Origin of the sequence: Gracilibacillus phocaeensis, from assembly GCF_900626275.1 — a bacterium.
Classification (GTDB): Bacteria; Bacillota; Bacilli; order Bacillales; family Amphibacillaceae; genus Gracilibacillus; species Gracilibacillus timonensis.
Genome location: NZ_LR131142.1, coordinates 381,308 through 408,162 on the forward strand (window position 1 = coordinate 381,308; position 26,855 = coordinate 408,162).

General features: G+C 37.4%; 19 protein-coding genes. 5 read left to right on the forward strand and 14 right to left on the reverse strand.

Going from position 1 to position 26,855, the window contains the following annotated elements:
• Positions 1–16: 16 nt before the first annotated feature.
• The 8 genes from E0E32_RS03935 to E0E32_RS03970 all read right to left on the reverse strand — a co-directional run bounded on the left by E0E32_RS03935 (position 17) and on the right by E0E32_RS03970 (position 10,806).
• Positions 17–1,486: a sulfatase gene (locus E0E32_RS03935; protein ID WP_066196709.1), complete on the reverse strand. Its 1,470-nt coding sequence runs from the start codon at positions 1,484–1,486 to the stop codon at positions 17–19.
• Positions 1,487–1,500: 14 nt separating this feature from the next.
• Positions 1,501–2,790 carry a sulfatase-like hydrolase/transferase gene (locus tag E0E32_RS03940; protein WP_130859043.1) on the reverse strand — a complete coding sequence of 430 codons (1,290 nt, stop codon included), beginning with the start codon at positions 2,788–2,790 and terminating at the stop codon, positions 1,501–1,503.
• A gap of 1 nt (position 2,791) precedes the next feature.
• On the reverse strand, positions 2,792–3,751 hold the full coding sequence (locus tag E0E32_RS03945) for an ABC transporter ATP-binding protein (protein WP_078060206.1): 960 nt from the start codon (positions 3,749–3,751) through the stop codon (positions 2,792–2,794).
• A complete protein-coding gene (locus E0E32_RS03950; RefSeq protein WP_066195987.1) occupies positions 3,714–4,718 on the reverse strand; it encodes an ABC transporter ATP-binding protein in 1,005 nt (334 codons plus the stop codon). The genes E0E32_RS03945 and E0E32_RS03950 overlap by 38 nt, the downstream gene beginning before the upstream one ends.
• A 29-nt stretch (positions 4,719–4,747) precedes the next feature.
• A complete protein-coding gene (locus E0E32_RS03955; protein ID WP_066195990.1) occupies positions 4,748–5,611 on the reverse strand; it encodes an ABC transporter permease in 864 nt (287 codons plus the stop codon).
• An 11-nt stretch (positions 5,612–5,622) separates the two neighbouring features.
• Positions 5,623–6,609, reverse strand: coding sequence for an ABC transporter permease (locus tag E0E32_RS03960; RefSeq protein ID WP_078060207.1), 987 nt, complete (start codon positions 6,607–6,609; stop codon positions 5,623–5,625).
• A 48-nt stretch (positions 6,610–6,657) separates the two neighbouring features.
• A complete protein-coding gene (locus tag E0E32_RS03965) occupies positions 6,658–8,307 on the reverse strand; it encodes an ABC transporter substrate-binding protein (RefSeq protein WP_130859044.1) in 1,650 nt (549 codons plus the stop codon).
• A 267-nt stretch (positions 8,308–8,574) separates the two neighbouring features.
• Positions 8,575–10,806, reverse strand: coding sequence for a helix-turn-helix domain-containing protein (locus E0E32_RS03970; protein WP_165444949.1), 2,232 nt, complete (start codon positions 10,804–10,806; stop codon positions 8,575–8,577).
• A gap of 1,218 nt (positions 10,807–12,024) precedes the next feature.
• Between E0E32_RS03970 and E0E32_RS03975 the strand changes: the two genes are divergently transcribed.
• The 5 genes from E0E32_RS03975 to E0E32_RS03995 all read left to right on the forward strand — a co-directional run bounded on the left by E0E32_RS03975 (position 12,025) and on the right by E0E32_RS03995 (position 18,061).
• Entirely contained in the window at positions 12,025–13,782 is a 1,758-nt protein-coding gene (locus E0E32_RS03975) for a sensor histidine kinase (protein WP_066196002.1), read from the forward strand.
• A complete protein-coding gene (locus tag E0E32_RS03980; protein ID WP_066196009.1) occupies positions 13,779–14,864 on the forward strand; it encodes a response regulator transcription factor in 1,086 nt (361 codons plus the stop codon). The genes E0E32_RS03975 and E0E32_RS03980 overlap by 4 nt, the downstream gene beginning before the upstream one ends.
• 79 nt (positions 14,865–14,943) lie before the next feature.
• Entirely contained in the window at positions 14,944–16,176 is a 1,233-nt protein-coding gene (locus E0E32_RS03985; RefSeq protein ID WP_350308617.1) for an ABC transporter substrate-binding protein, read from the forward strand.
• Positions 16,177–16,310: 134 nt separating this feature from the next.
• Entirely contained in the window at positions 16,311–17,237 is a 927-nt protein-coding gene (locus E0E32_RS03990) for a carbohydrate ABC transporter permease (RefSeq protein WP_130859045.1), read from the forward strand.
• Positions 17,234–18,061: a carbohydrate ABC transporter permease gene (locus tag E0E32_RS03995; protein ID WP_066196014.1), complete on the forward strand. Its 828-nt coding sequence runs from the start codon at positions 17,234–17,236 to the stop codon at positions 18,059–18,061. Before E0E32_RS03990 ends, E0E32_RS03995 begins: the two co-directional genes overlap by 4 nt.
• An 89-nt stretch (positions 18,062–18,150) precedes the next feature.
• Here E0E32_RS03995 and dcuC read toward each other — a convergent pair whose 3' ends face one another.
• The 6 genes from dcuC to E0E32_RS04025 all read right to left on the reverse strand — a co-directional run bounded on the left by dcuC (position 18,151) and on the right by E0E32_RS04025 (position 26,836).
• The gene (gene dcuC, locus E0E32_RS04000) at positions 18,151–19,569 is read right to left on the reverse strand and encodes a C4-dicarboxylate transporter DcuC (protein ID WP_130859099.1); all 1,419 of its coding nucleotides are present in this window, start codon (positions 19,567–19,569) and stop codon (positions 18,151–18,153) included.
• A gap of 26 nt (positions 19,570–19,595) precedes the next feature.
• Positions 19,596–20,516, reverse strand: coding sequence for a ribonucleoside hydrolase RihC (rihC, locus tag E0E32_RS04005; protein ID WP_066196016.1), 921 nt, complete (start codon positions 20,514–20,516; stop codon positions 19,596–19,598).
• A 151-nt stretch (positions 20,517–20,667) separates the two neighbouring features.
• Positions 20,668–21,564, reverse strand: coding sequence for a ribokinase (gene rbsK / locus E0E32_RS04010; protein ID WP_130859046.1), 897 nt, complete (start codon positions 21,562–21,564; stop codon positions 20,668–20,670).
• A 13-nt stretch (positions 21,565–21,577) separates the two neighbouring features.
• On the reverse strand, positions 21,578–22,552 hold the full coding sequence (locus E0E32_RS04015; protein ID WP_130859047.1) for a LacI family DNA-binding transcriptional regulator: 975 nt from the start codon (positions 22,550–22,552) through the stop codon (positions 21,578–21,580).
• A gap of 294 nt (positions 22,553–22,846) precedes the next feature.
• Positions 22,847–25,189: a glycoside hydrolase family 31 protein gene (locus E0E32_RS04020; protein WP_130859100.1), complete on the reverse strand. Its 2,343-nt coding sequence runs from the start codon at positions 25,187–25,189 to the stop codon at positions 22,847–22,849.
• 72 nt (positions 25,190–25,261) lie between these two features.
• Complete coding sequence (locus tag E0E32_RS04025; protein WP_165444950.1) at positions 25,262–26,836, reverse strand: type 2 periplasmic-binding domain-containing protein; 1,575 nt, start codon at positions 26,834–26,836, stop codon at positions 25,262–25,264.
• Between the last annotated feature and the right edge of the window lie 19 nt (positions 26,837–26,855).

A 26,855-nucleotide genomic window follows, 5' to 3' on the forward strand; every position in this document is an offset into this window, starting at 1 on the left:
AAGTCAACAGCTGTCTTTACACTTCCTCAGACTGTTTTTTTAAGCCGAATCGTTCATACTGCTCATTTGGTGCTTCATGTAGGTTCATTAAATCCACAATATACTGCTTCATTTGGGATTCAATTTTTATATCATTAATGGGCGTTTGTTGTTTGGGATCATGTTGAATATCAAATAATAAATGGCCCCCTTTCGTAAAGGGAGAGTTACTTTTAATTTTCAATAATTTGCATCCTTTCGTAAAAGTAAACGGCTCTATCAACTCTAAATTTTGAAGAATTTCAACTGGTGTTTGCTTAAAATGAAATAAAGGTAAGAGCGTATACTGGTATAATGGATGTTCATCATTGACCGGTGACCTCATATATACATAATTTCCATCCGTGCAATTTACATGACCACCATGAATTCCGAACAAGGCGGCGTTACGTATCTTTTTTCCCACCTTAATAACGTCTTTTAAAGGACTTCCTGTCATATCATCTGGGATATTTACTCCAAAATAATCCAAAATTGTCGGTGCAATATCAATGGTTTGGACTAGTTGTTCATTATCCATTCCTGCTCTTTCACTGCGAGGGTCCCAAATAAATAAAGGAATGTTTGCAATTTCATTATAATGCGGCATGATGTTTTTTGCCCACCAACCATGTTCCCCAAGAAGAAAACCGTGGTCTGTATTGACAATTAACATGGTATCTTTCCACAAATCTAATTCGTCCATCCTATCGATGATTTTACCTAAATAATGATCACACATACTAACGACGGATGTATATTGATACCGTATGTGTTCTACTAATTCTGGTGGCTCATCCACTTGCTTATAATTGGGCCAGTCACAATGCGGTCCATGATATTCATGAGGATACAATGCTTTATATTTTTCTGGGCTAAAGAAAGGTTCATGTGGACTAAAGCATTCCAGTTGTAAGAACCAGTTATCTTCTTGGAAATTCTTGTTTAGATAGTCCAGTCCCAGTTCAATAGTACGTGTAAGAGGATGATCTTCCTCGACAGCCATGTACTTCCGATTCACCCAATCTTGACGACACCTTTCTGGATCACGATCATTCAGCGTTTCTGGTACAGTAGGATTCCCCACATCTCCTTTCCATGTATCACCCTCTTGACCGCGTACGCCTTCCCATGTTGAGAATTTTGTATGATACGTCGAGGCATTTTCTTCCCAATAGTGATAATGATCTGTTATTAAATGGGAGCGTACATTATTTTTCTTTAGTAATTCCGGCATAGAATCGTCAAATGGTTCTAATGGTCCCCAGCTTCTGTGTAAAAAATTGTACCTTCCTGTGTGCATTTCACGTCTAGCAGGCATGCAGGGCAAGCTGCCAGCATAACAATTGGTGAATTTAACCGTTCGTTCCGCAAGCCTTTCAAAATTAGGCGCTTTCACCCAATCACACCCATAAGGTGGTAGCATATGGCGGTTTAACGAATCAAACATCAGTATAATGGCTTTCAAAACTTGATCACCCTTCATGTATTATTTGTTTGCTTATTCTTCATCTTTATTGTTAACGCTTGAACTATTTCCGGATAGTGGTCTGCAAGATTATGTCGTTCGCTAGGGTCTTCAGCTAAATTGGATAGATGAATACTATCGACTTGTTCTCTGCTGAAATCTAACATACCATTTATCACAAGCTTCCATTTACCCTGACGAATAGCTAGTTGGTTATTATATTTCCAAAAAACCTGTTCATGCGCTTGAGCCTTCTTTTCATGAATCATCTTGTAAATACTCGAACCATCCATTTCATGGCCTTCTGGAACGGTTAGTTCAGCAAGTTCTAAGAATGTGGGGAATACATCCATCATCATCCCCACCTTATGACAAACCTGACCTTGAGGTATGAGAGAAGGACCGCTAAGTATAGCTGGTTCACGGATGCCTCCTTCAAATAAACTCCCCTTATGTCCACGAAAAAGCCCAGCCGAACCGCCATAATATAAATCTTCTGTTCCATCTAAGAAGTTTCTAGATTCAGTGGACGGGCCATTGTCACTCGAGAAAAAAATCACCGTATTTTTATATTTATTCGTCTTTTTTAAGGTATTAACTATCTCCCCAATCCCATCATCCATTGCCGAAATCATTGCAGCCATTACCTGCTTATCAGTGGATAAATGAGTATACCTATCCATGTATTTCTGTGGCGCATGCATGGGATAGTGAGGAGCGTTGTATGGGATATAGAGAAAGAAAGGATCCTCATTGGATTCTTTAATAAATTGCACGGATTTTTCTGTAATAACTTCTGTTAAATATCGACCATTGCACCATACTTCCTCCTCATTTTCCCATAAATCATGTACAGGATTCTCCTCACTTTGTTTTCCCCAATAGTATATATGCGAGTAATAATCAACACAACCTGCTAAAAATCCAAAAAACTGATCAAAACCATGGGCGTTCGGTCCATGCTCTTTTGTGACACCTAAGTGCCATTTGCCGATGATTCCTGTGTTATAACCATGTTCTTTTAATACGCTTGCTAATGTTAACTGATTGGTGGATAAGCCATGCGTTCCCCTTTTACCACCAAGTATTTGATTGACCCCAGTATTACCAGGATAACGTCCAGTTAATAATGAAGCTCTTGATGGAGAACAAACAGGAGCATTAGAATACCAATCTGTGAAGCGAACCCCTGAGTCTGCTAGCTTGTCTAGATAAGGTGTTTGAATCTCCTTTGATCCATAACATCCTAGATCCCCATATCCTAAATCATCGGCATAAATAATAATGAAATTTGGTTTGCTCATATCAGTCTTCCTCCGCATAAAGATTACATCTAACTTGGCGATCGTTACCGTTCTCATATAACGGGATGGAAGTAGTTCTGCATGCTTCGGTCACAAAGGGGCAGCGATATTGAAATTGGCAGCCGTGTTCCGGTAAAGATGTATCAGCTGACTCGACGATTTCGATGTCTTCTTTGGTGGATTTCCATGGGTCAGGAGAAGAATGTAATAACAGCTGTGTGTAAGGGTGTTTAGGGTTATGGATTACTTCCTCGGTATCCCCTAACTCAACTACTTCTCCTGCAAATATAACCATAATACGATCAGCCATATAACGTGCACTTCCTAAATTATGTGTAATTAATATATAAGAAAGATCTCTTTCTTTACACAAATCCAGTAGTAAATTCATAATGTCAATACCAATAGATACATCAAGCATCGAGGTTGGTTCATCTGCAACAATTACTTCAGGCTCTAAGCCTAAAACTCTTGCTATAACTACTCGTTGTTTTTGACCGCCTGAAATTTGAAATGGATACTTATCAATAAAATCCTCAGCAGGGGTCAATCCTACCTGAGTTAGTAACTCTAAAACCTTTTCCCGTAAGGAACCACGTACTTTACGTTTTAATTCTAATGGTCTGCCAATCGCATATCCAATTGTATGGTTAGGATTAAGTGCAGCAAATGGATCTTGAAAGATCATTTGAATTTTTTCTGGAAGCTGTTTTCTTAGACTCTTTTCATTAATATTCGTTCCATCATATAAAATTTCTCCAGAACTAGGTTTAATTAAATTGGTTATCATTCTGGCAGTTGTGCTTTTTCCGCTCCCTGATTCTCCTACAATTGCTAATATTTCTCCTTTTTTAAGATTAAAGCTAACCTTATTTACTGCTTGAAATGAATTTTTTTTAAAAACGACACCTGATGAGAAGGTTTTATTGATTTCCTTCACTTGCAGCTTGTAGTTGTTCAAAGCCATCGCCTTCCTTTCCGTAAAGATGACAGGCAACGATCCCTTTGTTATCAGCTAATATTTGCGGTTCTTCTTGTTTGCATGTAGACATAGCAAAAGGACATCGAGGGTGAAAACTACAGCCGCTAGGTGGCGTAACTAAATCCGGTGTATGCCCAGTAATTCCCTTCAAACGTTTTTTCTTTCCTTTAAGCGGTGGAAATGATTCTAATAACCCTTGAGTATACGGGTGTCGTGCCTCTCTCAATAAAGTCTCACGTTTAGTTACCTCGACCAATTTTCCAGCATACATTACTCCGACTCTATCACATATTTCCAACATTAGAGGTAAATCATGGGTGATGAATAAAATGGAAAAGTCAAATTCTTTCTGCAACTCCAACACCTTTTTGATGATTCCGTTTTGAACGACAACATCAAGCGCGGTAGTAGGTTCATCCATAATAATTAAGTCAGGGCGAAGTGCTAATGCCATGGCAATGACTACTCGCTGACGCATACCACCAGATAATTCATGTGGATAGTTGTTCAAACGATTGGCACTTATATCTACTAATCCTAATAAATATTCTGCTTGTTTCACAGCTTCTTCTGTAGATATGTCTTTATGGGCAAGTATAGCGTCTATTAGTTGGTCTTGTATCTTAATCACTGGGTTTAGATTGTTCATAGCGCTTTGTAATATAATGGATATATTAGACCATCTTAAATGGTCAAATTCCTTTTCTGGTAAATGGGTCAGTTCTTGCCCTTTTAATTGAATGCTACCGCTTGAAACCTGTGCTGGCGGGCGTAATAGTCGACTTATTGCAAAGGCAGTCGTAGATTTTCCGCAGCCAGATTCCCCTACTAAACCGAAAATTTCACCTTTACCAATGGCAAAACTGACCTTATTAACAGCCCTGACCTTGCCTCTGGGTGAATCGTAATCTACACATAAATCACGAACTTCCAGTATATCTCCCAATGTTTCTCCTCCTTTATCATAACCCTATCCTATAAAGCGGCATTACCTCTATTAGCCTGAAAGCGATCTAAAATACCATTCCCAATTAATATAAAACCGAAGCACAAGCAGGCGATTGCCAATCCGGGAGGCAAAATCCACCACCAAGCGTTAAACAGTACGGCATTATTTGCATGAGCAAGGGACAAAATGGTTCCCCAACTCACAGCTGTTGGATCTCCTAAACCTAAAAAACTCAACCCTGCTTCAGCTAATACTGCCTGTGTGATCACTAATACCAAGTTTGCTAGAATCACAGGGATGATATTAGGCATGATTTCACGGAACATGATTTCAAAATCTTTCATTCCTGCCATTCTTGCAGCTTCTACATAACCACTCTCCCTTTCAGACATCGTTTGACTTCTAATACTTCTAGCCATATATAGCCAACTAAGCAAACCGATAATTAAAATCGTATTGGTAACTCCCATGGATGGCAAAAAAGAAGCTAAAATAATCATTAATGCTAATGTTGGGATAATTAAAAACAGATCGACTATCCTCATTAGTCCCTCGCCAATCCAACCACCTTTATAACCAGCGATGACACCAACTAGAACCCCGATTATGGTTGTAATTGACCCCGCTATTATGGCTACTAGCAGTGATGTTTGCGTCCCATAAATCATTTGAGATAAAATATCCTGTCCATAGCTATCTGTCCCAAGCCAATGTGTAAAAGAAGGAGAAAGCCATGCCTCAAATGCAATATCATTTTTTTCATATGGTGCAATATAGGAACCAAATAGGGCAATCATTATAAAGAGAAAGATAATGACTAACCCTAACATGCCTTTCACACCTGGTATTAGTGTCCAAATATATGTTAAGGTCTTTTTAAAATTTTCCAATATAAGCCCTCCTATTTCAAAGCTACTCTTGGATCAATAATGGGATACATAATGTCAGCAATTAAATTAGCGATGATTACGGAGATTGCGATAAATAAAAATGCGCCTTGGATTAGCGGGAAATCATGGTTTAAGATCGCATTAAAGGTCACTAATCCTACACCTGGATATGAAAATACAATTTCCATGGTAAGCGCACCGCCAATCACATGTCCTAACGTAATCATTAATCCCGTAAAGGATGGTAATAAAGCGTTTCTTGCTCCATAAACATATTTTCTCCTTCTATTAGACAATCCCTTCGCCTTTGCAAGAAGCATATAATCTTCAGATAGGACGCTCATTAAATTATTTCTAAGCACTAGAATATGACCAGCGAGAGAGGCAATAATCATAGAAACCACGGGTAGGGCAGCATGGTGAATAATCGATGTTACCTTCCCCATGAACGTTAAGCTATCAAAGTCATGTGGTATTGCTTTACCAAGCGGAAACCAATCCAAATGGAAAGAAAATATCATAATCATAATAATGCCAATCCAAAAATAGGGTACAGAGTTAAGAAAAAAGGAGACAAATAAGGAACCATTATCAAATAAAGAACCAGATTTCCACGCTCCTTTTATGCCAATCATCCAACCTATTCCATAACTAAATATGGTAGCAATTAAAACGGTCCCTAATGTCCAAGGTAAGGCGTTGATCATTACTTCTGTGACTGGTGCTGGATAGTTGACGTAAGAAACGCCCATATTCCCTTGAAATAGTTGTATAATATACTGTTTATACTGATAAAATAAACTGGAATTATCCAAACCGAACTGCTCCCTAAGTGCTGCCGCAACTTCTGGTGAACCTAAAGACATTTCAGAAGCAATTGTATCTGCAATGTCTCCTCCCATTAGTCGAGGGAGTAGAAAATTCACCGTTATTGCTACACATAATGTCATCATTGCAAAGCCGACTCTTTTTAAGATATAACCTGCATTCAATCCCAAAATAACTACCTCCTTTTTGGGGCAGTATATTTACCGCCCCAAATGCCATTACTTTGGCTCAATTTGACTCAACGACAGTGCTGAATAGACAGGAACTTCTTCGTTATAGTTTGTAAAATTATCAACACGGTACGGAATATGACCACCTACGTTGTACATAACTGCTACAGGTGCTTGATCGGCTATGCGTTTTTGTATCTTTTTGTACAATTCTTGACGTGTTTCAGGGTCAGCAACAGAGGCTTCGTCTAACCAACCATCAACCTCATCATCTCTAAATCTCATATAATTTAATCCTGGTGTATTTTCCCCTTCAGGAGCGGTCATCCGGCTATGAAAAACTTCTAAAGCAGCCTGAGGATCAGGTGGAAATGCAATGCTATTTTGTAGTAAGTCAAAATCGCCAGACATAGCCAGTTTTGTTAATTCCGGCCAAGTTACTAATTTTACCGTCGTTTGGATACCAACCTCCTGCAGCCATTGTGTAATCATGGTTCCTTCTTTATTTTGAGCGGGTGCATTCGAGGCCATATTATAAGTAAAAGATAGCTCTTCTCCATCTTTTTCAAATACTCCATTTGCATTTTTACTATATCCTGCATCTTCAAGTTCTTGAACCGCTTGATCGATATTGTATTGATACTCAGGGCTATCAAATATAGTCTCATCCACCATTTCATTAAAAGCTTTTGGCAAGAATCCTGGGTTTGCTGGGAAGACGGCATTCATCTCTGCTTTTTCGATTAATGCTGTACGATCAATGGCCAATTGGATTGCTTTTCGAACCGCTTGATCTTCTAAACCGGGTCGTTCATTATTCATGATGACACTGAACACACTTAAACCAGGATATACCTGCATTTCTGCAGCTGGATTCTCTAATAATTTCGGAATGCTTGGCATGGCGATTGTGCCAGTAGAAGCTTCAACAGAGCCATCTTCTAAGGACAAGGTAAGTGTTGAAGCATTATTGAAGCGATTTATCACTAATTCATCAATCTTTGGAACATTGCTGTGATGTTTTGCATTTTTTTCAAGTATAATGGCACTTTCATTTACACTTTTAAAGGTAAATGGACCTGTTCCGGTGGGTTCCTTGTTCAGATTGGTGGAAGGGTCTTCATCTCCAAAACTATGCTCCCCAACAATTTCTACCGTTGAAAGATAAAAGGGCAGTGAGGGAAACTTTTCTGTTAGATGAAAGGTGATCGTGTTCCCATCAACGTTAATCTCCTTTAATCTCTTATCATTCCATATCTGATATTGATCCAATACCTTATGTTCTTTGATAGCATTAAAAGTATATAAGACATCTTCCGCAGAAAATTCTTCTCCGTCATGCCAGACCACGCCTTCACGCAAGGTAACAGAGTACGCTTTTTGATCTTCAGACCACGTACCAAGATCCTCTGCTAAAATAGGCATTAATTCGCCTTTGACAGGATTAAAGTAAAATAATGGTTCATAGATATATTCAAATAGTGTCTGCCAGTTACCATTGACTAAAAAAGGATTAAAATTAGATACTTGTTCTGGATTAATGGTTTCTCCTAGATGGAATTGAACGTTTCCACTTGAATTTCCGCTTGCGTTATCGGTATTTGATGAAGGAGCGTCATGATTGGAACATCCAATCACCAGAGTTAACAAGATAATAAATAAAAACGCAATCATGCTTATTTTTTTACCTTTTGCCATGTTACTAATTCCCTCCCTTTTTCATTGAATCCGCTTACTTTTTGGTGGTTCGAATGTCATCCTCCCTTCGTATTTTGTTATCACATATAGTAGATCAATCAATATTTAAAGTAAATGAGCTTTTTTTGACATCATGCATGTTCGTCCACATATGTTTTGTATACAGTATGTACTAAAATTGACATCGTGGATCTCCCTAGACAACATGTCAGAAAAACAATCAGGGAAAATCCATTTACTGATGGACCTGCCCTGATTTTTATAGTACTAATAAATATCTTTTGGATCTAACATCTTTGGATTGTTTTTTTCACGATATTTCCCAGGAGTCGTCCCTTCATTTTTTTTGAATATCCTGATGAAACTGTGTGCATTTACATAGCCAACAGACTTTCCGATATCCTTTACACTTAGTGAACTATGAATTAATAAATCCTTTGCTTTAGCTAAACGTAAGGATATTACGTACTCCATAAATTTCATTCCAGTTTTCTGTTTGAATAAGCGACTAATATATGCATAGTCTAGGCTGAGCTCATTCGCAATGCCATTTAATGATATTTCGTTATGATAATTCTTCTTAACGTACTCCATAATTTGAGTGGAAATGTCGAGATCTTCTTTCGTTAGTTGTGCTTTTAGTACATCAATAAGGTCTTCCATATACTTTGTTACCCAATTTTCTAATTGGACTAATGTATCAAACTGTGTGATTGTATGATATAAATCTAAATCTTCTTCATCTGATTTATCTTTTAATCCTAGCTCCGAGCTTTTATGTGTGATGGAAGTAACTAATTCTAAAATCATATGTTGAGCGAAAGAGAAAGGATAATTATCAAAGGTTTTAATAAATGTAAACAATTCATCTAACGATTGTAATATGATAGTGAAATTTGCACTCTTTAAGGCATTTATCATGGAGTATTCCAGCTCTCGTCTTTTTCTAAAGATGCTATCATTCCTATTTTTATCAGAGGCTAACTGCCATGAACCAATAATGGAGCCATTTCCTTTGTAGGCTCTTAATTCCAATGACCGACATGCCTCTTGATATGAATGTATAATGTGACCAATATATCCGACTTCTTCTCCTATACCAATAGAAACAGTAATATCTAAATGAGTTGCAATTTGTTTGCTAATCGTTTCAAATGGCTGTAGCAAAGATTCATGTGAGAGCTTTTGATTGGATTTTTTATAATGATTACTTATAAGCACTATATCCGAGTTGTCATTATTAATACAGATTACTCGAAATTTTTCTGTTAATATTTCCTCGGAAATTTTTTCGATAAAATAACGATAAAGGTCTTGGTCAATCTCGGTATAGTTTTCTACGAAATCCACGTATTTATCAATACTTATAATACTTACAAAATACTTCCCCTCAGATGAGAAATCGATTCCATAATTTCTCAACTTACGTATTTGTTCGATGTGGTTATCCGTTTTTGTCTGCAACATGTTAGTTAAAAAATTTTGCTTCATTACTGGTAAATTCTTTTGTACTTCTTGTTCCAATTCATCTTTTCTTTCGGAAAACTCTTCAATGGCTGATTGAATAAATGGAAATTCTCTTTTACTAGACATTCTTAAATTTTTTTCGGATAGATTTTGTTTTGCGCCAATCATTTGTACTAAAGACTGAATTGGTTTGTATATGCGCTTTCCAATTATTACAGCAAAGAATAAAGAGATGATAATGGAAATTCCTAACAGCATTAGTATAAACCAATTATTCACTTTTGTATGGGCGTATAACACCTTTGTCGGGACCAGATAAATGTACTTCCAGCCAGTGTGAGGAGAAGTAATGATAGAAAATCGATAATTCTTTCCTCGGTAATGATCATCGAAATTATTCATTTCTTTGCCTAACTGTGGGTGAACCGTTTTTAATTCTTGGGCAGTAAGTGGTTCCCCTCTTTTAATGTCAAATCCATATTCCCCTTTAGGGTGAAGCATCCAGATTTGTTCTCCTTCACGCATTAATTCTGCTGAAGGACTTTTAAACAATACCTGTTGGTTTAGATTTACAATGATAGCACCAGTATTATGTTCGCTTGCCAATGGCAGGGGGCGAATCAATGTGACCGTAAGTGGATTTTTTGATTTATTTGGATTTATTCCGTCTGAAAAGAACCATTGCTTTTCGTTATTCATTTTATTAAATGCAGATAATATATTCTTTTGTTCAAAATGAGCTATTGGTTCTAAACCAGTGATAGCGGATTGCAACATATTAATATTTTTGTAATAAACATAGAGGGAGTCAATATAAGGGGAGTTTATATAAAAATCTCTAAGGTGATATTGTATTTGATAGATCAGTGGCTTCATCTGATCTAGATCCCTCATCTCCATTACTTTGGCTAAGGTATCACTATTAGCTAACTGAATCGACATAGAATCAATATTGCTTAATTGATAATCCATTAGCCTTCTAGTTTGTTCCAGTACTTGTAAACTTGACTTATCTATCTCCTGTTGTAACACACGCTGACTATGCCAATTCCCAAATAACCCAACAAAAACAATAGGTATCACTACAAGGGCACATAAACTAAACGAAATATTCAATAAGAGCCTTCGGTATCTAAGATTAAAGAAAAAATCTTTCATTCAAATCCCCTACTCCCTTTTTTGATAGATAAGTTTAGCACATAATTGTAATCATATTCAGCGCAGCTCCTTGTATAAATACTTATGCGGTTAATAACGTATTCATACAATGTTATCGTAAGAAACGATGGGGAACACGTCTATGTTTTCATTTTATTCTATCATCTATAGTTTTAAACAGTAGTGTATTCTCTAAAAAATAGGTAGTTAACGACCGACTGCATCACTATATAAGTTGAATGAAATAATGTCTCATGGATCGGATAGGTGCTACCTTCCAGCAGAGCTGTAAGACGTGTGAATGACCATTCCGAGGTATTATTAGGAAATATTGCGGGTAAGGACTTGCTTGTCACACATTTTTGTTACATTTATAAGTTCAACTTATATAGTAGGGTTTGTTTTTATTTGAAAAATCAGTGAGGTTTATCGTAATTAAAATAATCCAATATTTAAGCTTAAAATGGTGCATAAGATTACCAAAGAAAATTAGATAAACTAGAACTGTGGACAATAATGTAAACGCTGTCTTTTCGCGTCGTAAATGAGGGTTTGATGATAAATGGTTGTGTACTAGGATGATATAGTATTAATAGGTATGCTTATAATAGTGATTGCTGTACCTTTTAAGAAGTTGGTCTATGGGATGAACCAAATATTGCAATGAGGGAAGGTGATGAGCAATGATAGGAAGTTTTCACATGTGCAATTAAATTATCGAAGATTGTCTCAAGCTAATGGGAAGAATCAAAATATGATGTCTAAAATCAGTAAACGAACATACGTAATCTTACATACAGAAGCTATTTTTCTCAGTGTATCTATTCGGCTATGCAAGAATTAGTTGACAGTTAATCGCAGCTTCTTTCCAATCAATCAAAGAGATACCACCCTCGCTTTTTTAAACTGATAAATAGTTCCTTTCGTGATAATGGGTTAATAACGAACTTATTTAATATTGATTAGTTAAAGGGTTTCTTTAGGATATGCAACATACATGATGGAGGAAGTAGGATGCTCAACGTGGTGTCCTGCTTTTTTCTTCATTTCCGGTGAATAATAAGAAATGCTCATTAGAAGGAGGCAGTTTTATTGAACTACAAATGGAAACATTTATTTACGCATACACGTCATCATATTCATTATAAATTATTTTGGACCGTTGTAATAGCGCTGATTACCTTGTTAGTTATTGTTATCAGTATGGCCTTTTATTTCGCCACAAATGAGTCATATAAAGAAATGAGACGATCCAATCAAGCAGCTATGGAGATGGCACAGACCTATATGCAAGAAAAAATCACCGATTATGACGAACTGCTTTATTCCTTATTATTTGATGAGAACTTTGTGAATAGTTTAAAACTTACTACGGATGATAGTGAGATCTTTGCAGCGAGACAATACATGGAAAGACGCATGATTAATCTGTTTAATAGTAATCCAAATAATATCAAACAAGTGCAGACTTACACCATATGGGATGAGCGATTGGTGTCCTTAACCGATTATCAAACTGCTTATCATTATCATGAACCAGAATGGCAAAATCTTGACTATGAGGGTCGTTTTCTAGTCGATATGAATCAAGAGGCTTTTGCCATCAAGCGGAACGTCAATGATTTTTATACGAGAGAACGGATTGCAGCGATATCGTTATCCGTGAAATGGGGCGTGATGGCCAGCGCCTTCCAAATGTTACAAGGAAAAGAAGAAGACATTATTTTAGTAGTAAATGGGGATGGAGAGATTGTCCATCAACCATTTGCCGATCAGTCGAAGGAATCCCAACTGACGGATTTAGCACAGAATGACCAATTGTATCAAGAAACATTTTTAGAATTAGAATCGTTTTATGCCTTTCAGCAGGCTGTTCATGATAATATTCACATTTTAAAGTTGATCCCAAAACAATCTGTGCTGGCAAGTGGGGAGTCTATTATTCAGTTCGGTATACTCATTGGAGTAATTGCTATTTTTATGATCATTGGCTTTTCCGTGTTTTTCTACTGGAAAGTAACCAGACCAATCAGTGTATTAGCGAGTGAAATGGATAAAGTGGTTCACGATAATTTTCAAACTACTATGGAGATTGACCAAAATCGATCGGATGAAATTGCTATCCTGCAACGGAATTTTGTCGATATGATTCACCAATTGAAGCATTTAATTGAGATTGAATATAAACACGCGCTAGAAAAACAACAAGCTCAGTATCAAGCGCTTCAGCATAAAATAAATCCGCATTTTCTACATAATTCCTTACAACTGATTGGTAATGGAGCTTTGTCCAATGAAGGGAAGCAGGTATATCGCATGATTCAAGCATTAGGCGAGATGTTCCGTTATACACTGCGGGCCAACAAAGATGTCGTCACCATTGATGATGAAATCAAACATTTACAGCAATATCTGTATATTCAAAAGCAGCGGTTTCAAGATCGTCTTGTCTTGGATTTATATGTGGATGAGGAAGTAAGCTGCAGTACTATACCGATTTTAACCTTACAGCCGATCGTCGAAAATGCATTTTCGCATGCCTTCGCCTCGGATGATCAGAAATGGCGGCTTTCCATTACAGTAGAAATTGTATTAGAGGAAGTAGAGATTTTGATTGAAGATAATGGAAAAGGGATGGAGCCAGCGACATTGCAAAAAGTTCTAGCATCATTACAAGGACACCATAAAGACTTATCCTATGTCAAGCAAAGTATTGGACTGCAAAATGTTAATAATCGCCTGAAAATAATCTATGGGGATGACTATGGCATTCATATGTACAGTAAGCAAGGGGGAGGGACTTCAGTTCTTATTCGAATACCACTTATTTTAGAGGAGGATGCACAATGAGATGGAAGGTAGTAATCGTAGATGATGAAAAAGCTACTTGGGATATTATCGAAAAATTAGCAGATTGGGAAAAATATAATATGGAGGTTGTTGCACATTTTTTCAATGGACAAGAGGCATTGGATTATTTGCGTGACCATCCGGTTGATGTGTTAATTACTGATATGAATATGCCTACGATGGATGGGACTAGATTATTGGAAAGCCTAACGGCGCAGTATAAAGATATACAAACGATTGTGATTAGCGGCTATGATGATTTCAAATATGTGCAACATGCGATTCGTTCTCAATCTGTAGATTACTTACTAAAGCCTGTAAATCCTTTAGAACTGAATAAGGCATTAGAAAAGGCCGTTCTGGAGCGAAAGAAAAGTCTATTCAAAAAACCTTTATCCTTTTCTGACTATGGTGAATCGATTATTCCTTTATTGCAAGAATTCAAATGGCGATTGTTTACCGCTATTGAAGCACGTGATCAAACTGGTTTATCTCAAGCATTTGATGAATTAGATCAAGCACTAAAAAAATATCAGGATGTGACAGAGTCTGTGCATGGAAAACTGCATTATGAATTAATAATTTATGTGGAAGAACAGTTATATCAACACAATCTATCCCTGCAATTTCTAGAGCTTTCTCATCATTCAGTAGAATTAAACCTAGACAACCGTATCACGGACACATTATCTCAAATGGAAGAAGTGTTTGTTGTGTTGTTGCGGTATTTAATGGATTTTAAACAAGAAAACTCTTTTTTACAAATAACAGATGTGAAAGAATATATTGACCGAAATTATCGCAACCCAGCTATGACATTGAGGCATATTGCAGAAGAATTTCATGTTAGCAAGGAGTATCTCAGTAAAGCATATAAAGATAAATTTGCAGTAAATGTAACGGAATACATTCTAAAACAAAGAATGAATAAAGCAAAGCAGTTAATGGCTAAAGACAATATGAAAATTAAACACGCAGCTGCCTATGTTGGCTACGATGATGTATCTTACTTTTATCGAGTTTGGAAGAAGGTATTTGGTTTTCCGCCGGGAGAATTAAAAAAGTCCAAAAACGGAAATTAATTCTATCAATAAAAATAAAAACGCTTTCTTATTATAATGGAAACGAATTCATAATTAATAGAAAATGGAGGGGTTCAAGTTGAAAAAGAGACTAATAAGCATCGTGGTGTTGTTGTTTCTAGGTTTGTTAGCAGCATGTGGAGATGGAGAGTCTAGTAGTTCTGGCGGGGAACAAGCCTTAGCTGGTGATGAAGTACAGTTGAAGGTATTCTTACCTCAACCAAGGTTTAAGGAAATCTATGAGAACTATTTTGATCAATTTGCTGAAAAGTATGAAAAAGAGAATGGTGTAAAAGTTACCTTTCAATTAGAGATGCCTGGTTCAAATGAGGCTTCGCAGATATTGCAGACACGTTTAGCTTCAGATGACAGTCCTGATGTGTTTTCCTTGCACGCCATCAATGAAATTCCTCGATATGCAGAAGCCGGATACTTAGAGGATTTATCTGATCAAACTTTTGTAGATCATTTGTTGGAAACACCAAGAAATGCTGTCACCTATGATGGTCAAGTAGTAGCAGCTCCAATGGAAAGTTTACATTGGGGGTTCTTATACAATAAGGATATGTTTGAGGAGCACGGTGTTGGATTGCCTCAAACGTTATCTGAAATGGAGGATGTAGTGGATACCTTTAATGCGGAAGGGATTACACCTTTTATCTCCGCTTATCAAGATCCAGAAGTACCACAACTTTATCTGCCAGTGGAAGTGGGGGGACAAGTGAACACCAATGCGCCTGATTTTATTGAGAACATGAATAATGATGAAGGTTCCTTTGCAGATTTAGAAGGTGTCTTTGACATCATGGATCTGCAGAATGCAAATGGTACGGAGCGGCCATTTGAAACAGATCCTGACCAAGGTAGTAATAAATTTGCCAATGGTGAAGCAGCCATGTGGGTGATGGGGCCATGGTATGCGGAAACGATCTTAGCAGCAAATGAAGACTTTAGCTTTGGAGTAGCGCCATTGCCAATAAACGATAATCCGGAGTCTACCATGATTAATACGGGTGTCTCTACTTCCCTGGCTGTATCCAGTCAAAGTGAACACAAAGAAGTGGCAACTGCACTAGTTAATTACATGTTGGATGAAGAGGATTCCAGTCAATTATTTGAAGATTTAAAATTCAATCCAGTAACCGATTTTCATGATTTTGAACCTTATCCATGGTTAACAGAAGCACTAGAGCAAGTGGAACAAGGGAAAAATTATCTAGATCCATCGATTCCAAATGCCGTAAAATCAGAATCTGAAAAAGTTTTCCAGTCTTACTTGGGGGGGCAACTTGGATCAAGAAGGTGTCATTGAGGCATTAGATCAAGCATGGAGAGAAGCGAATAAGCTGAATAATTGATCAAGGAGTGGGTGATAGAGGGGTACTTCCTTTATCACCACTCTTTCCCATATACGTGAGGACAATATATCGTAAAGGAGGAAGACAAATGGGTTCTGCAACAGATGCTAGCAATTTACCTAGGCAAAAAACAAAAAGAAAATTTAACAAATCAAAGCTGTTCTCATGGACAATCTTTATTGGGCCGGCTCTGCTGTTTTATCTGGCTTTTATGTTTATTCCGGCATTTGGTGCCTTTTATTATAGTTTGACTGACTGGAATGGTCTGGCAAGGACCACTAGTTTTGTTGGATTAGATAATTATGTAGAAGCTTTTACACAAGATCCAGATTTCCGGCATTCGATTTGGTTTACCTTGAAGTATACCGTAGTGGTGTTAGTGTTTCAAAATATTATCGCATTGTTATTAGCAGTTATGATTGAATCACGTTCGCGCATGAAGGGATTTTTCCGGACGGTATTTTTTATGCCGAACATGGTCAGCTTAATTATTAGTGCATTTATGTGGGTGTTTATCTTTACGATTGTTTTACCCGAATTATCTAAGTATGGGTTATCGATGTTGGATCAAGGATGGCTGGGGGATGCCGATGTAGCCTTTTATTCCATTGTGATTGTGTCTTTATGGCGTGGAATTGGTTATATGATGATTATTTATATTGCAGCATTGCAAGGCGTACCACAGCACCTAAAGGAAGCAGCAGTAATCGATGGTGCTTCACCATTGCAAAACTTGCTTCATGTGACGATTCCAATGATTATGCACGCTATTACAATTTGTGTCTTTTTAACATTAAATGAAGCCTTTAAAATATTTGACTTAGTATATGGTATGACAAATGGAGGTCCTGGAAGAAGTACACAGGTGATTGCGCTAAACGTTTATGAAGAGGCTTTCTCTGGTAATTTCAGATATGGTTATGCTAATGCGAAGGCAATGGTTCTGTTTGGCATCGTAATGATTATTACATTTTTCCAAGTAAGAGTGATGAAAAAGAGAGAGGTGGAATCGTGAGACAGGAACGAACCTTATCCGTGGTTAGTACAGTGCTATTGATTATTTTTGCGATGATTTCATTTTTCCCTATCTATATGGTAGTGGTCAATTCCTTTAAGTCTCAAGAAGAAATATTTAGTAATGTGCTGGCACTGCCATCGAAGTTACATTTTGAAAATTATACGCAGGCTTTTTCCCAAGTGAACTTATTGCAGGTAACTATGAACTCCGTGGTAGTTACAGTTGTCGGGCTGGTTGGTATTGTGCTGGCAGGGGCGTTGGCAGGCTATAAGCTAGCAAGGACACCTGGAAGGATGAGTAATATCTTCTTCTTGTTGTTTATGTCTTCGATGCTTATTCCTTTTCATTCTATTATGATTACATTGACGCAATCGGCAAAGGCATTGGGTTTACAAGGTTCTACTGGTGGTTTAGGGTTGATCTATATTGGTGTGGGCGTTAATATGGCAATATTTCTCTGTCATGGATTCGTCAAGACGATCCCAAAAGAATTAGAGGAATCAGCAAAAATTGATGGAGCGGGGGAATTTCAAACCTTTATTAAAATTATTTTTCCTTTACTGTTACCCATTCTAATGACAGTCGCTATCTTAGATATCTTATGGATATGGAACGATTTCTTATTACCGTTGTTGATGTTAACCGATGTGAATGATTATACGTTGATTCTCTCAGTAAATATGCTATTTGGAGAGTATGTCAATGACTGGCCGAAAATACTAGCATCATTAATTATGACCACATTGCCAATCGTCATCTTTTATGCATTTTTTCAGCGATATATATTGGCTGGGATTGCGGAAGGTGCGGTGAAGGGATAAGGCTTTTTAGTAAAGATAACTAAACCAGATAAAAGCTGCCTTCAACAGAAAGCAGCTTTTATCAATTAATTGCGTATCATTCTATCCATTTACAGAAATAGAATCATCGATAAGACGAACATAAATATGACACCTGACACCATTGGCACAGCAGTACGCTTAATAATTTGGATGGGATTTACTTTCAAAGTTCCTGCTATAATTAAAACAACTGCTGCTACTGGAGATACAGCACGGAATAAGTTTCCTGCTAATCCCATTGGCACACTGATAGCTATTGGATCGATTCCTGCTGCTTGGGCAAGTGGTACAACCAGTGGAACCATGGCGAAAAATAGTGCAATGCCACTACCGCTAAGTAAGACAATAAGTGCAGTAACACCTACAAGAATGAGTGGAAGAATAATACCACTTCCATTTCCACCAGTGCTTTCCATAGCTTGTTGTAGCGTGTCAATTAGACCAATAGACTGTAGTCCTGCAACAAACACAGAAGCGGCAACAAGCAAAGCCACTACTGGTAACATATTACCCATACCTGAAAAGAATTTCTCGGTGTTTCCAAGAACTTCCTTTGTATTTCGGTTGCGTATTAATTCACTGACAATCGCAATGATAAAGGAAATTAATACAGCTATTTCAACGCTGATCGTGACAGAGACAGATGTTGTCATTTCTAAAAGGAAAGAAATCAATAGAATGATAATTGGGAATATTGGTAAAATGGAATAAATGGTTTTAAATAATTTTCCACCTTCAATATTTTCAATGTCTTTCAATTCTACTTCTTCGTCTGAGTCACCTGTGTCGCCTTGCTTATCCCTATGCTTTTGCCAGAAATAATGCACTAGCGCTATGAAGAGAATGGTTGGAATGGAAACTAGCGCATGGTAACTGAAAACATACTGTGACACTGTTAAACCATCAAATGCAGCGTAACTAGCAAGCTCTTGTGCAATAGCAACATTATCACTGCCAAGTGGTGTTGGCACAATCGTTGCCGAAGTTGCAAGTACGGCAGCAATACTTAATGTGGACATGCCTGCTTGCTTTAACACAGGATATAATGTAGCTAATAAAAGTATTGCAAGCGTCGATGCGCTTGGAATAACTAAAGAAAGAAAGTTCCCTAATAAAAAGGTTAAGGGTACTAAAAAATATACAGATTTTACGTTTTTTATCGGTTTTGTCAAGACTTGCACGGTTAAATCATTAGCGCCAATGGAAGACATATATGCAGTATATCCTCCAAGGATAAGAATAATTAATCCAGCTGAACTAAGAGTGGATTTAAATTGTTCTACAATGACTTGTAAGGGATCGAGTAGAGCTGTACCAGTTGATTGAAAGTCTTCAAATACGATATCTTTCCCCATAAGCAGACTAATGATCAGTAAGATGATTCCCATTAAAAACAGGGCGATTTTAATATCTAATTTTTTTATCAGCATATAGACAATGACGACAACAGCCAATAAGGCTGAGCCGTACATTATAATATTTTCCATCATGATGTTTCCCCTCCGATGACAAATTAATTACACTTTCGAATGCTTTCTATAAACCATTTTTTAAATGCTACAGGGTCAATGTCGATACATACGTTTACATTTGGCTCTTTATTCATCTTACCTTTCAAGTCGACAACCGTTGTTCCTTTGGTTAATTCTCCTGTTAATTCTACATCGACAAAGGTATGAGCTGTTTCAAATAGGTCCGGTTTAAGAAGATAAGCAATAGCACAACTATCGTACATTTTCAGGCCGTGATTAAAACTTCCTCCACGATATTTTTTAAATAAGTGGTAAATCATATTACCTGTTTTATTCATATCTCTTAAAATTTCACTATCTTCTGGATAAACAAGCGCCTTCCATCCAACGTCTAATCCTGCCATTACAAGAGGGATTCCACTTGAGAACACAATTTTTGCTGCCTCTGGGTCAGCATAAATATTAAACTCAGCCATCACAGAAGAATTTCCTCTACTTGTGGAGCCTCCCATTAGTACAATTTCTTCAATATTTTTCGTTACTTCAGGGTAAGTTCTGAGTAGTAATGCAATATTGGTTAAAGGTCCAATTGGTACAAGTGTCACTGGTTCCTTACTTTCTATAATTTCTCGACGCATAGCTGTCACGGCATGCTCGTCCAAAAGTAAGCTGTTATCTGGTTCTTCAAATTCATATCCGTCCATGCCTGTTTCGCCATGTATATCGCTTGCATCAACTGGTTCAACTATTAGTGGTGTTCCAGCTCCTTTAGCTACGGGTGTTTGTTTATTAAAGAATTTCATTAATCGGAGCATATTATAAGTGACTTTTTCTAAATTGACGTTTCCATTCACCGTGGTAATTAGACGAACATCAAGGTCCTCACTATATAATGCAATCCCCAGTGCAACGGCATCGTCAATTCCTGGATCAGTATCAATAATAATTGGTCTTTTATTCATTGAAAATTCCTCCTTGGGTGTTTATGTTTATAATGCTAAACTTAACGGATAAATAAGCTGAAATAAGCGTTTTCAATTACTTTTCACTTATTTACTATGGTGATAGGGAAGTGTGACCTTCCCACCATGAATTGTGGTACAAAAGTTTTGTTTATGACCCATTTCTTTCTTTCATTCGCTCTAGTACAGCCTCTCTCATCGGAATGCCTTCCTGTGCCCCTATTTTTTCAACGGCTAACGAAGCAGCTGCATTAGCAAATGCTATGGCCTTTTCAACATCTTGTTCTTTTGCGAATTCTGTGACAAATGCACCGTTAAAGGTATCACCCGCTCCGGTAGTGTCTTTCACATTTGCACTATAAGCATGTACTGTTTTTTTCTCTCCAGTGGATAACGTAAAATCCACACCATTTTTTCCTTTTGTCACCATTATTTTCTCTTTCATTGTTTCAATGTTTACGGTTTCCTTCATCGCATGCAATTCCAGCTCATTGGGTGTGAAAAATGTTGCTGCTTCGGATACCCTTCCTGGGATTTCCTGAAAGGGGGCAGGATTAATCACAACTGGTATGTTATGTTGGGCTGCAAGTTGTGTCGTATATTCAATCGTTTCCATAGGTATTTCAAATTGCATCAGGATAATATCATTAGCACAGATCATATCTTTCTTTTTTTCAATTAGTTCTGGAGTTACATGGTGATTGGCTCCTGGTGCCACGATAATCCGGTTATCTCCATCGGAAAGCAGAATAGTTGCTACCCCTGTAGATTCATGGGAAATCAATTCTATTGCTTCTTTATTAATACCTTCTTGTTGGAATCGATTGATTAAGCTTTGACCAAAATCATCCTTTCCGACAGCTCCTATCATCGTCACTTCCGCCCCTGATCTAGCTGCTGCAATCGCTTGATTGGCACCTTTACCGCCAGGATAGGTTGTGAATGATTCACCTAGGACGGTTTCACCTTGTCCTGGAACTTTATTGGTTGAGGTCACCATATCCATATTTATACTTCCAATAACACAGACGCGTGGCGTTTTTCCCATACGATTCATTCCTTTACATTGTTGATTGTCTGCGGATTAGTTGAGCAGTATATTGCTCGGAGTCCATATTGCTATCTTTATTCTCTATTTGTTCAATAATTATTTCCGCAGCTCGCTTTCCGATCTCATAAATTGGTTGTCCCATCGTGGTGAGTGTTGGATTTGCGAATTTTCCTAGTTCAATTCCATCAAATCCAATCACAGATAAATCTTTAGGGACACGCAAATTTAATTCTTCTGCAGCTTTTAACACACCTACTCCCATCAAATCGTTGGCAGCAAAAACACCATCAATTTCTGGACGTTCTTGTAGTATGCGTTTAGTTGCTTGATAAGCACCTTCAAAGGTATAATTTCCTTCTACAATGAAATCATTGGAAAACCATTCCTCATTTTTTATCGCTTCTAAATATCCCGTTGTACGCTCAACCGCGCTTGTTGTATCTTTCGGTCCACTGATATGAGCAATTCGTTTACAGCCTATTTTTTGCAAATAACGAACAGCTTCGATTGCCCCGTCGTAGTTATTGGCTGTAATGGACGTTAAATTAGGTATCTTTCTATCTAGTGCTACCATTGGTACTTGGATTTTATTTAGTGTTTCGGAAGCAATAGAACTGGATACCATTACAACGCCACCAACTGTTTTTTGTAACAAGGTGTGCAAATATTGAGTTTCTTTTTCTTGATTATTATCCGTATTACAAAGAATAAATGTATAGCCTGCCTTATTAGCAGTATCCTCAACGGCACGAGCTAGTTCTGGGAAGAAAGGGTTCATAATATCGGGAACAAATAGGGCAATCATGTTCGATGTCCCTTTAAAGAGTGTTCTCGCCACGTCATTTGGTCGGTAATCTAATTCTTGAATAGCCGCTTGAACCTTCTTCATTGTGTGCTCATTAACATATCCGTTTTGGTTTAATGCACGAGACACTGTAGCAACGGAAACTCCTGCAAATTTCGCAACCTCTCGAATTGTTGCCATAACATTCCTCCTTGTAAAACGATGTGTAACCCGTTACATGTTGAGTGAAAATAATAGGGTTTATGTAACCCGTTACATAAATAATAAAATAATTTTGTTTGTTTGTCAATGGTTTTTTGTTTGTGAAGAAATATAGAGTACTTGAATTTGTTCTAATTAATATTTTTTGATTCCATTAACTTGAACCAAACAAAAAATAAATAAGAACTAAATTTACTCAAACAAAACCCCATCATCTCACCTTACATAAATACAGCTAAAACAAATGTGGTGAGATAATGGGTTACTCCTCATTTAATGATCGTTGATTGCTTCTACTACTTTCCACTTGGTTACATTAACATCTACAATATCAGAATTTTCTACACTCACCAATTTATTTTGGATAAATCCTTTTAATAATTGATAAGAATTATTCACAGGCAGGGCTACGACCCATTTGTCACTATTATCACTATCGCCAAAAGTTACGAAATAAACTTGATTCCAATCTAAATGACTAGTACTTTGAGCTACAGGAATATGTGGGATTGCCGCATGTTCTTTGACTAAAATAATGATCGGCATATCTCCTGATTCTATATAATGCCACTTTCCACCTTCTATACATTCATTGGTTTGATAGTCGATCCAATTTCCATTAGGGGCATAGACTTGCCTGCCTGTCTCATATGCTTTAAACAAGGGAGCAACTAATAAATCTGATCCAAATAAATACTGATCTTCAATATTCCAGCTACCAGGATCTTCTGGAAAGTCTAAAAACAAAGGTCTTAATAAGGGTAGACCATTTTCCGCACTTAAGACAGCTTGTGTGAAAATGTAGGGCATAAGTTTATATTTTAATTCTACCGCCATACGGAAGTCATCTAGAAAGTCCCGATCAAATAACCAGGGTTCTTTCGGTGGAGCACCGTGACAGTGGCTATGGGAAGTTAACATACCAAAAGGCATCCATCTACGGTATAATTCTTGAGGACTCTTCCTGACAAATCCTCCAATATCATGACTCCAAAAAGAGAATCCGGTCATTCCCAAAGATAGACCTGCCCGAAGTGAAGCAAGCATTCCATTATCGGTATTTTCCACATCACCACCCCAGTGTACGGGGTAACGCTGACTGCCGGCCCAAGCACTCCTGCCCCAGAGGATGGAATCACCAGTAACTACTTTAGTGATATCAGCAACGGCTTGGTTATATCGTAATGGATATAGATTGTGTTCTATCCACCCGTTCTTTCCTGAGGCATATTGCCCACCAATTGGTGCAGCCTCTCCAAAATCAGCTTTAATGGCACTGACTCCCATGTCTAAGAGATTTTTAATGTGATCCTGATACCAATGAATGGTTTTAGGATTGGAAAAATCAAGGATGGCATCTTCAGTAGGAAGTCCGCCATTCGGTTTGGTGATAGCTAAACCTTCACGGATAATTTCATCATATAAATCATTAGAAGGTGTAAAGTAAGGTATCTGCCACAAACTAATGTGATAACCATCTTGATTTAAATCACTAATCATCTTCTCGGCATTGTCGAATCGAGAAGGAGAAAAAATATAATTACAACGCCAGTCTTTCTCAAACCAACCAGTATCTAAATGGATGACATCACAAGGAATCTGATATTCACGTAGTCTACCAGCTACTTCTCTAACCTCTTCTTCTGATTTATAAGTAATGCGGCTCATCCATAAACCAAATGACCATAATGGTGGCACTTCACTTTTACCGGTAAGAACGGTATATGCCGCTAACACTTCTTTTGGTTTCCCAAAGAAGAAGAACATATCCAATTCGTCTTCACCAATATAAGTAGTATTCATCCCATCATTGGAATGGCCAATATCACAAGTAATAGGACAACTATGATGATAAAACATTCCGTATCCCATATTACTTAAGAAAAATGGAATAGGTTTATACATATCTTCGGTTTGTCCACTTAAGGCATCACGTGTGAATAAATTGATCTTTTGGCCTCGTTTGTCTAACTTCATAAAGGATTCCCCTGTTCCATATATTTTTTCATAAGGGGATAGTGAAAAACTAGCTGCTAGTGTTCTTGACATATCTTCGATGGAACGGGTATATCCGAATGGAATAGGATTAGAGTTTTGCAATGCCATCCCTTCACTTAGATGATGAGTCTGTGTTAACAGTTGTCCAGAATGATCGCGAAACTCTAGTTTCCATGGATAGTAGTGAATCATAATCGTTCCAGCTGAGCTTTCATATACTATTTTATTGGTGTCCTGTTTTGTTACTTGCCAACCGCCCTTCTCCTTAATAGGTTGAGTTAACATGAGGCTGTCTCTTGTCTGAAGGGTGTTCTCTTTTGCAGATATCCGAATACGGATGGTTCTTTCATCTACAAAGGTGATGGAGAAAGGTAAGTCAGGTGATTCTACATATTCAGGAAATTCCCATGATTTCGAAGTCTCTAATGGAAATGTATATTTATTAAATGATAGCCTTGGTTTTCGTTCAAAGCGATTCCATTTTATCGATCCGGAGGCGGTTTGGCTGTCAAATTCATGGATGGTCTCTGGTAAAAAATACGTATTTTCTAGTTTGGAAAAGGGTTTACTCATATCTGGCGCATCACCTAGAAAAGGAATGTCAGCATGGTGTGTCATCATTTCTCCTCCTACATATATGATGTAATAGTCTATCAGCGGAAAATCAAAGAATCCCGCTGATAGAAATTCTTATTCTTGATAATTATCGTAAGCAGTTTGATAAATTTCTTTGAACCTTTCTAATCCCATATTATTCAATTCTTCCAGATAGCTATCCCACTCTTGTTCAATTCCGCCTTCAGAAAGCCATTCTGCCCATTTAATGTCTACTAAATTGGCTAAATCATTTCTAATAATTGATAATTCATTTCTTTCTTCAGGAGAAAAATTCAATTTTGGCAAAATGTTTTGTTCCTCTGGATAGTATTCTGACAACATTTGATCATGTTCTAATCGCTCTGAAATGGATGGAGGTGGCACAATTTTTTGATCCAATTCACTTGAGATATACATTAAGCCATTATCAACAAGAGAGTTAGTCCATTTCCAGGAATCTTCTGTTACGCCTTCAGGAGGAGTAAGTACAACGTATTCACCGTCTTGTTCTTCAATTCCGATATCAAATGAACCATAGTATCCTTGAGCGGAGGCTTCTTCACTATAAAAACCATCCAGCCATTCTATTACTTTCTCTGGGTTTTCTGTATTGCTAGAAACAACTGCTCGATTCACTTGTGTTTTTAGAGCGACTGGATCTGCCATCCATAATGGAGTGGTAGAGTTATCTACGGCAACAGGTGTAAGGATCTCATATTGATCTTTCCACTGTCCCACCCGTTGTTCAATCGACCAACCGAACGTAAAGCCCACTGTAGCCGCATTCGTGTCTTTTGATCGTGAATTAAATTGAGACCAGTCTTGCGTAATTACTTCTTGATTTAATAATTCTTCTTCGTACAATTTGTTCATGAATTCAATTAATTGTTTATAATCCTCAGTTTTTGGTAGGAAAATAAATTCTCCGTCTTTTACAGTTAGCAGATTATCGGAAAAGGAATAAGTATAGTTTCCAAAGGCACCGATCATTTCAAGTAATCCCCATTGACCAATATTAGTGTTGAAATCAAATGGTACTTCATCTGCTTGTCCATTTTGATTAGGATCATCTTCTTTGAACGCTTTTAACACGTCGTAAAGTTCATCTAAGGTTGTTGGAGCCTCTAGTCCTAAGTTATCTAACCATTCCCGGTTAATCATTGGTACACTAATACTTTCAGGTCGGTGTGGAATAACAGCAGGTAGACCATAGATTTGACCGTCATAACTAGTAGCCAATTCTTTAATTTCAGGCATTTCATCAAACATTCTTTGAATATTTGGCGCATGGTCCTCAATTAAATCATTTAATGGCAGAAATAAACTCTCATAAGTTGCAATGTCTTCATCAGCAATAGCTGATATAAAAACATCCGGTATATCTCCACTGGAAAGAATCGGGTTCTTTTGCTCTTCCCAGCCACTTCTTACTAATGTCCAATCAACATTTACTCCAGCTTCTTCCGTAATATCATTGATATACGGTATTTCTTCCATATCTAGTGTTTGTGCGTTAATAACAGCGGTTACCTCGATATCGGAACTATCACTGGAATTCCCTTCTGAAGAGTCTGAAGTATCATCAGAAGAGTTACTGCAAGCTATCATTACTATGCCACACAATAGCACTATAACGAACATGTTCATTTTTTTAACTGTATTTTTCATCATAATCGTCTCCTTCAAT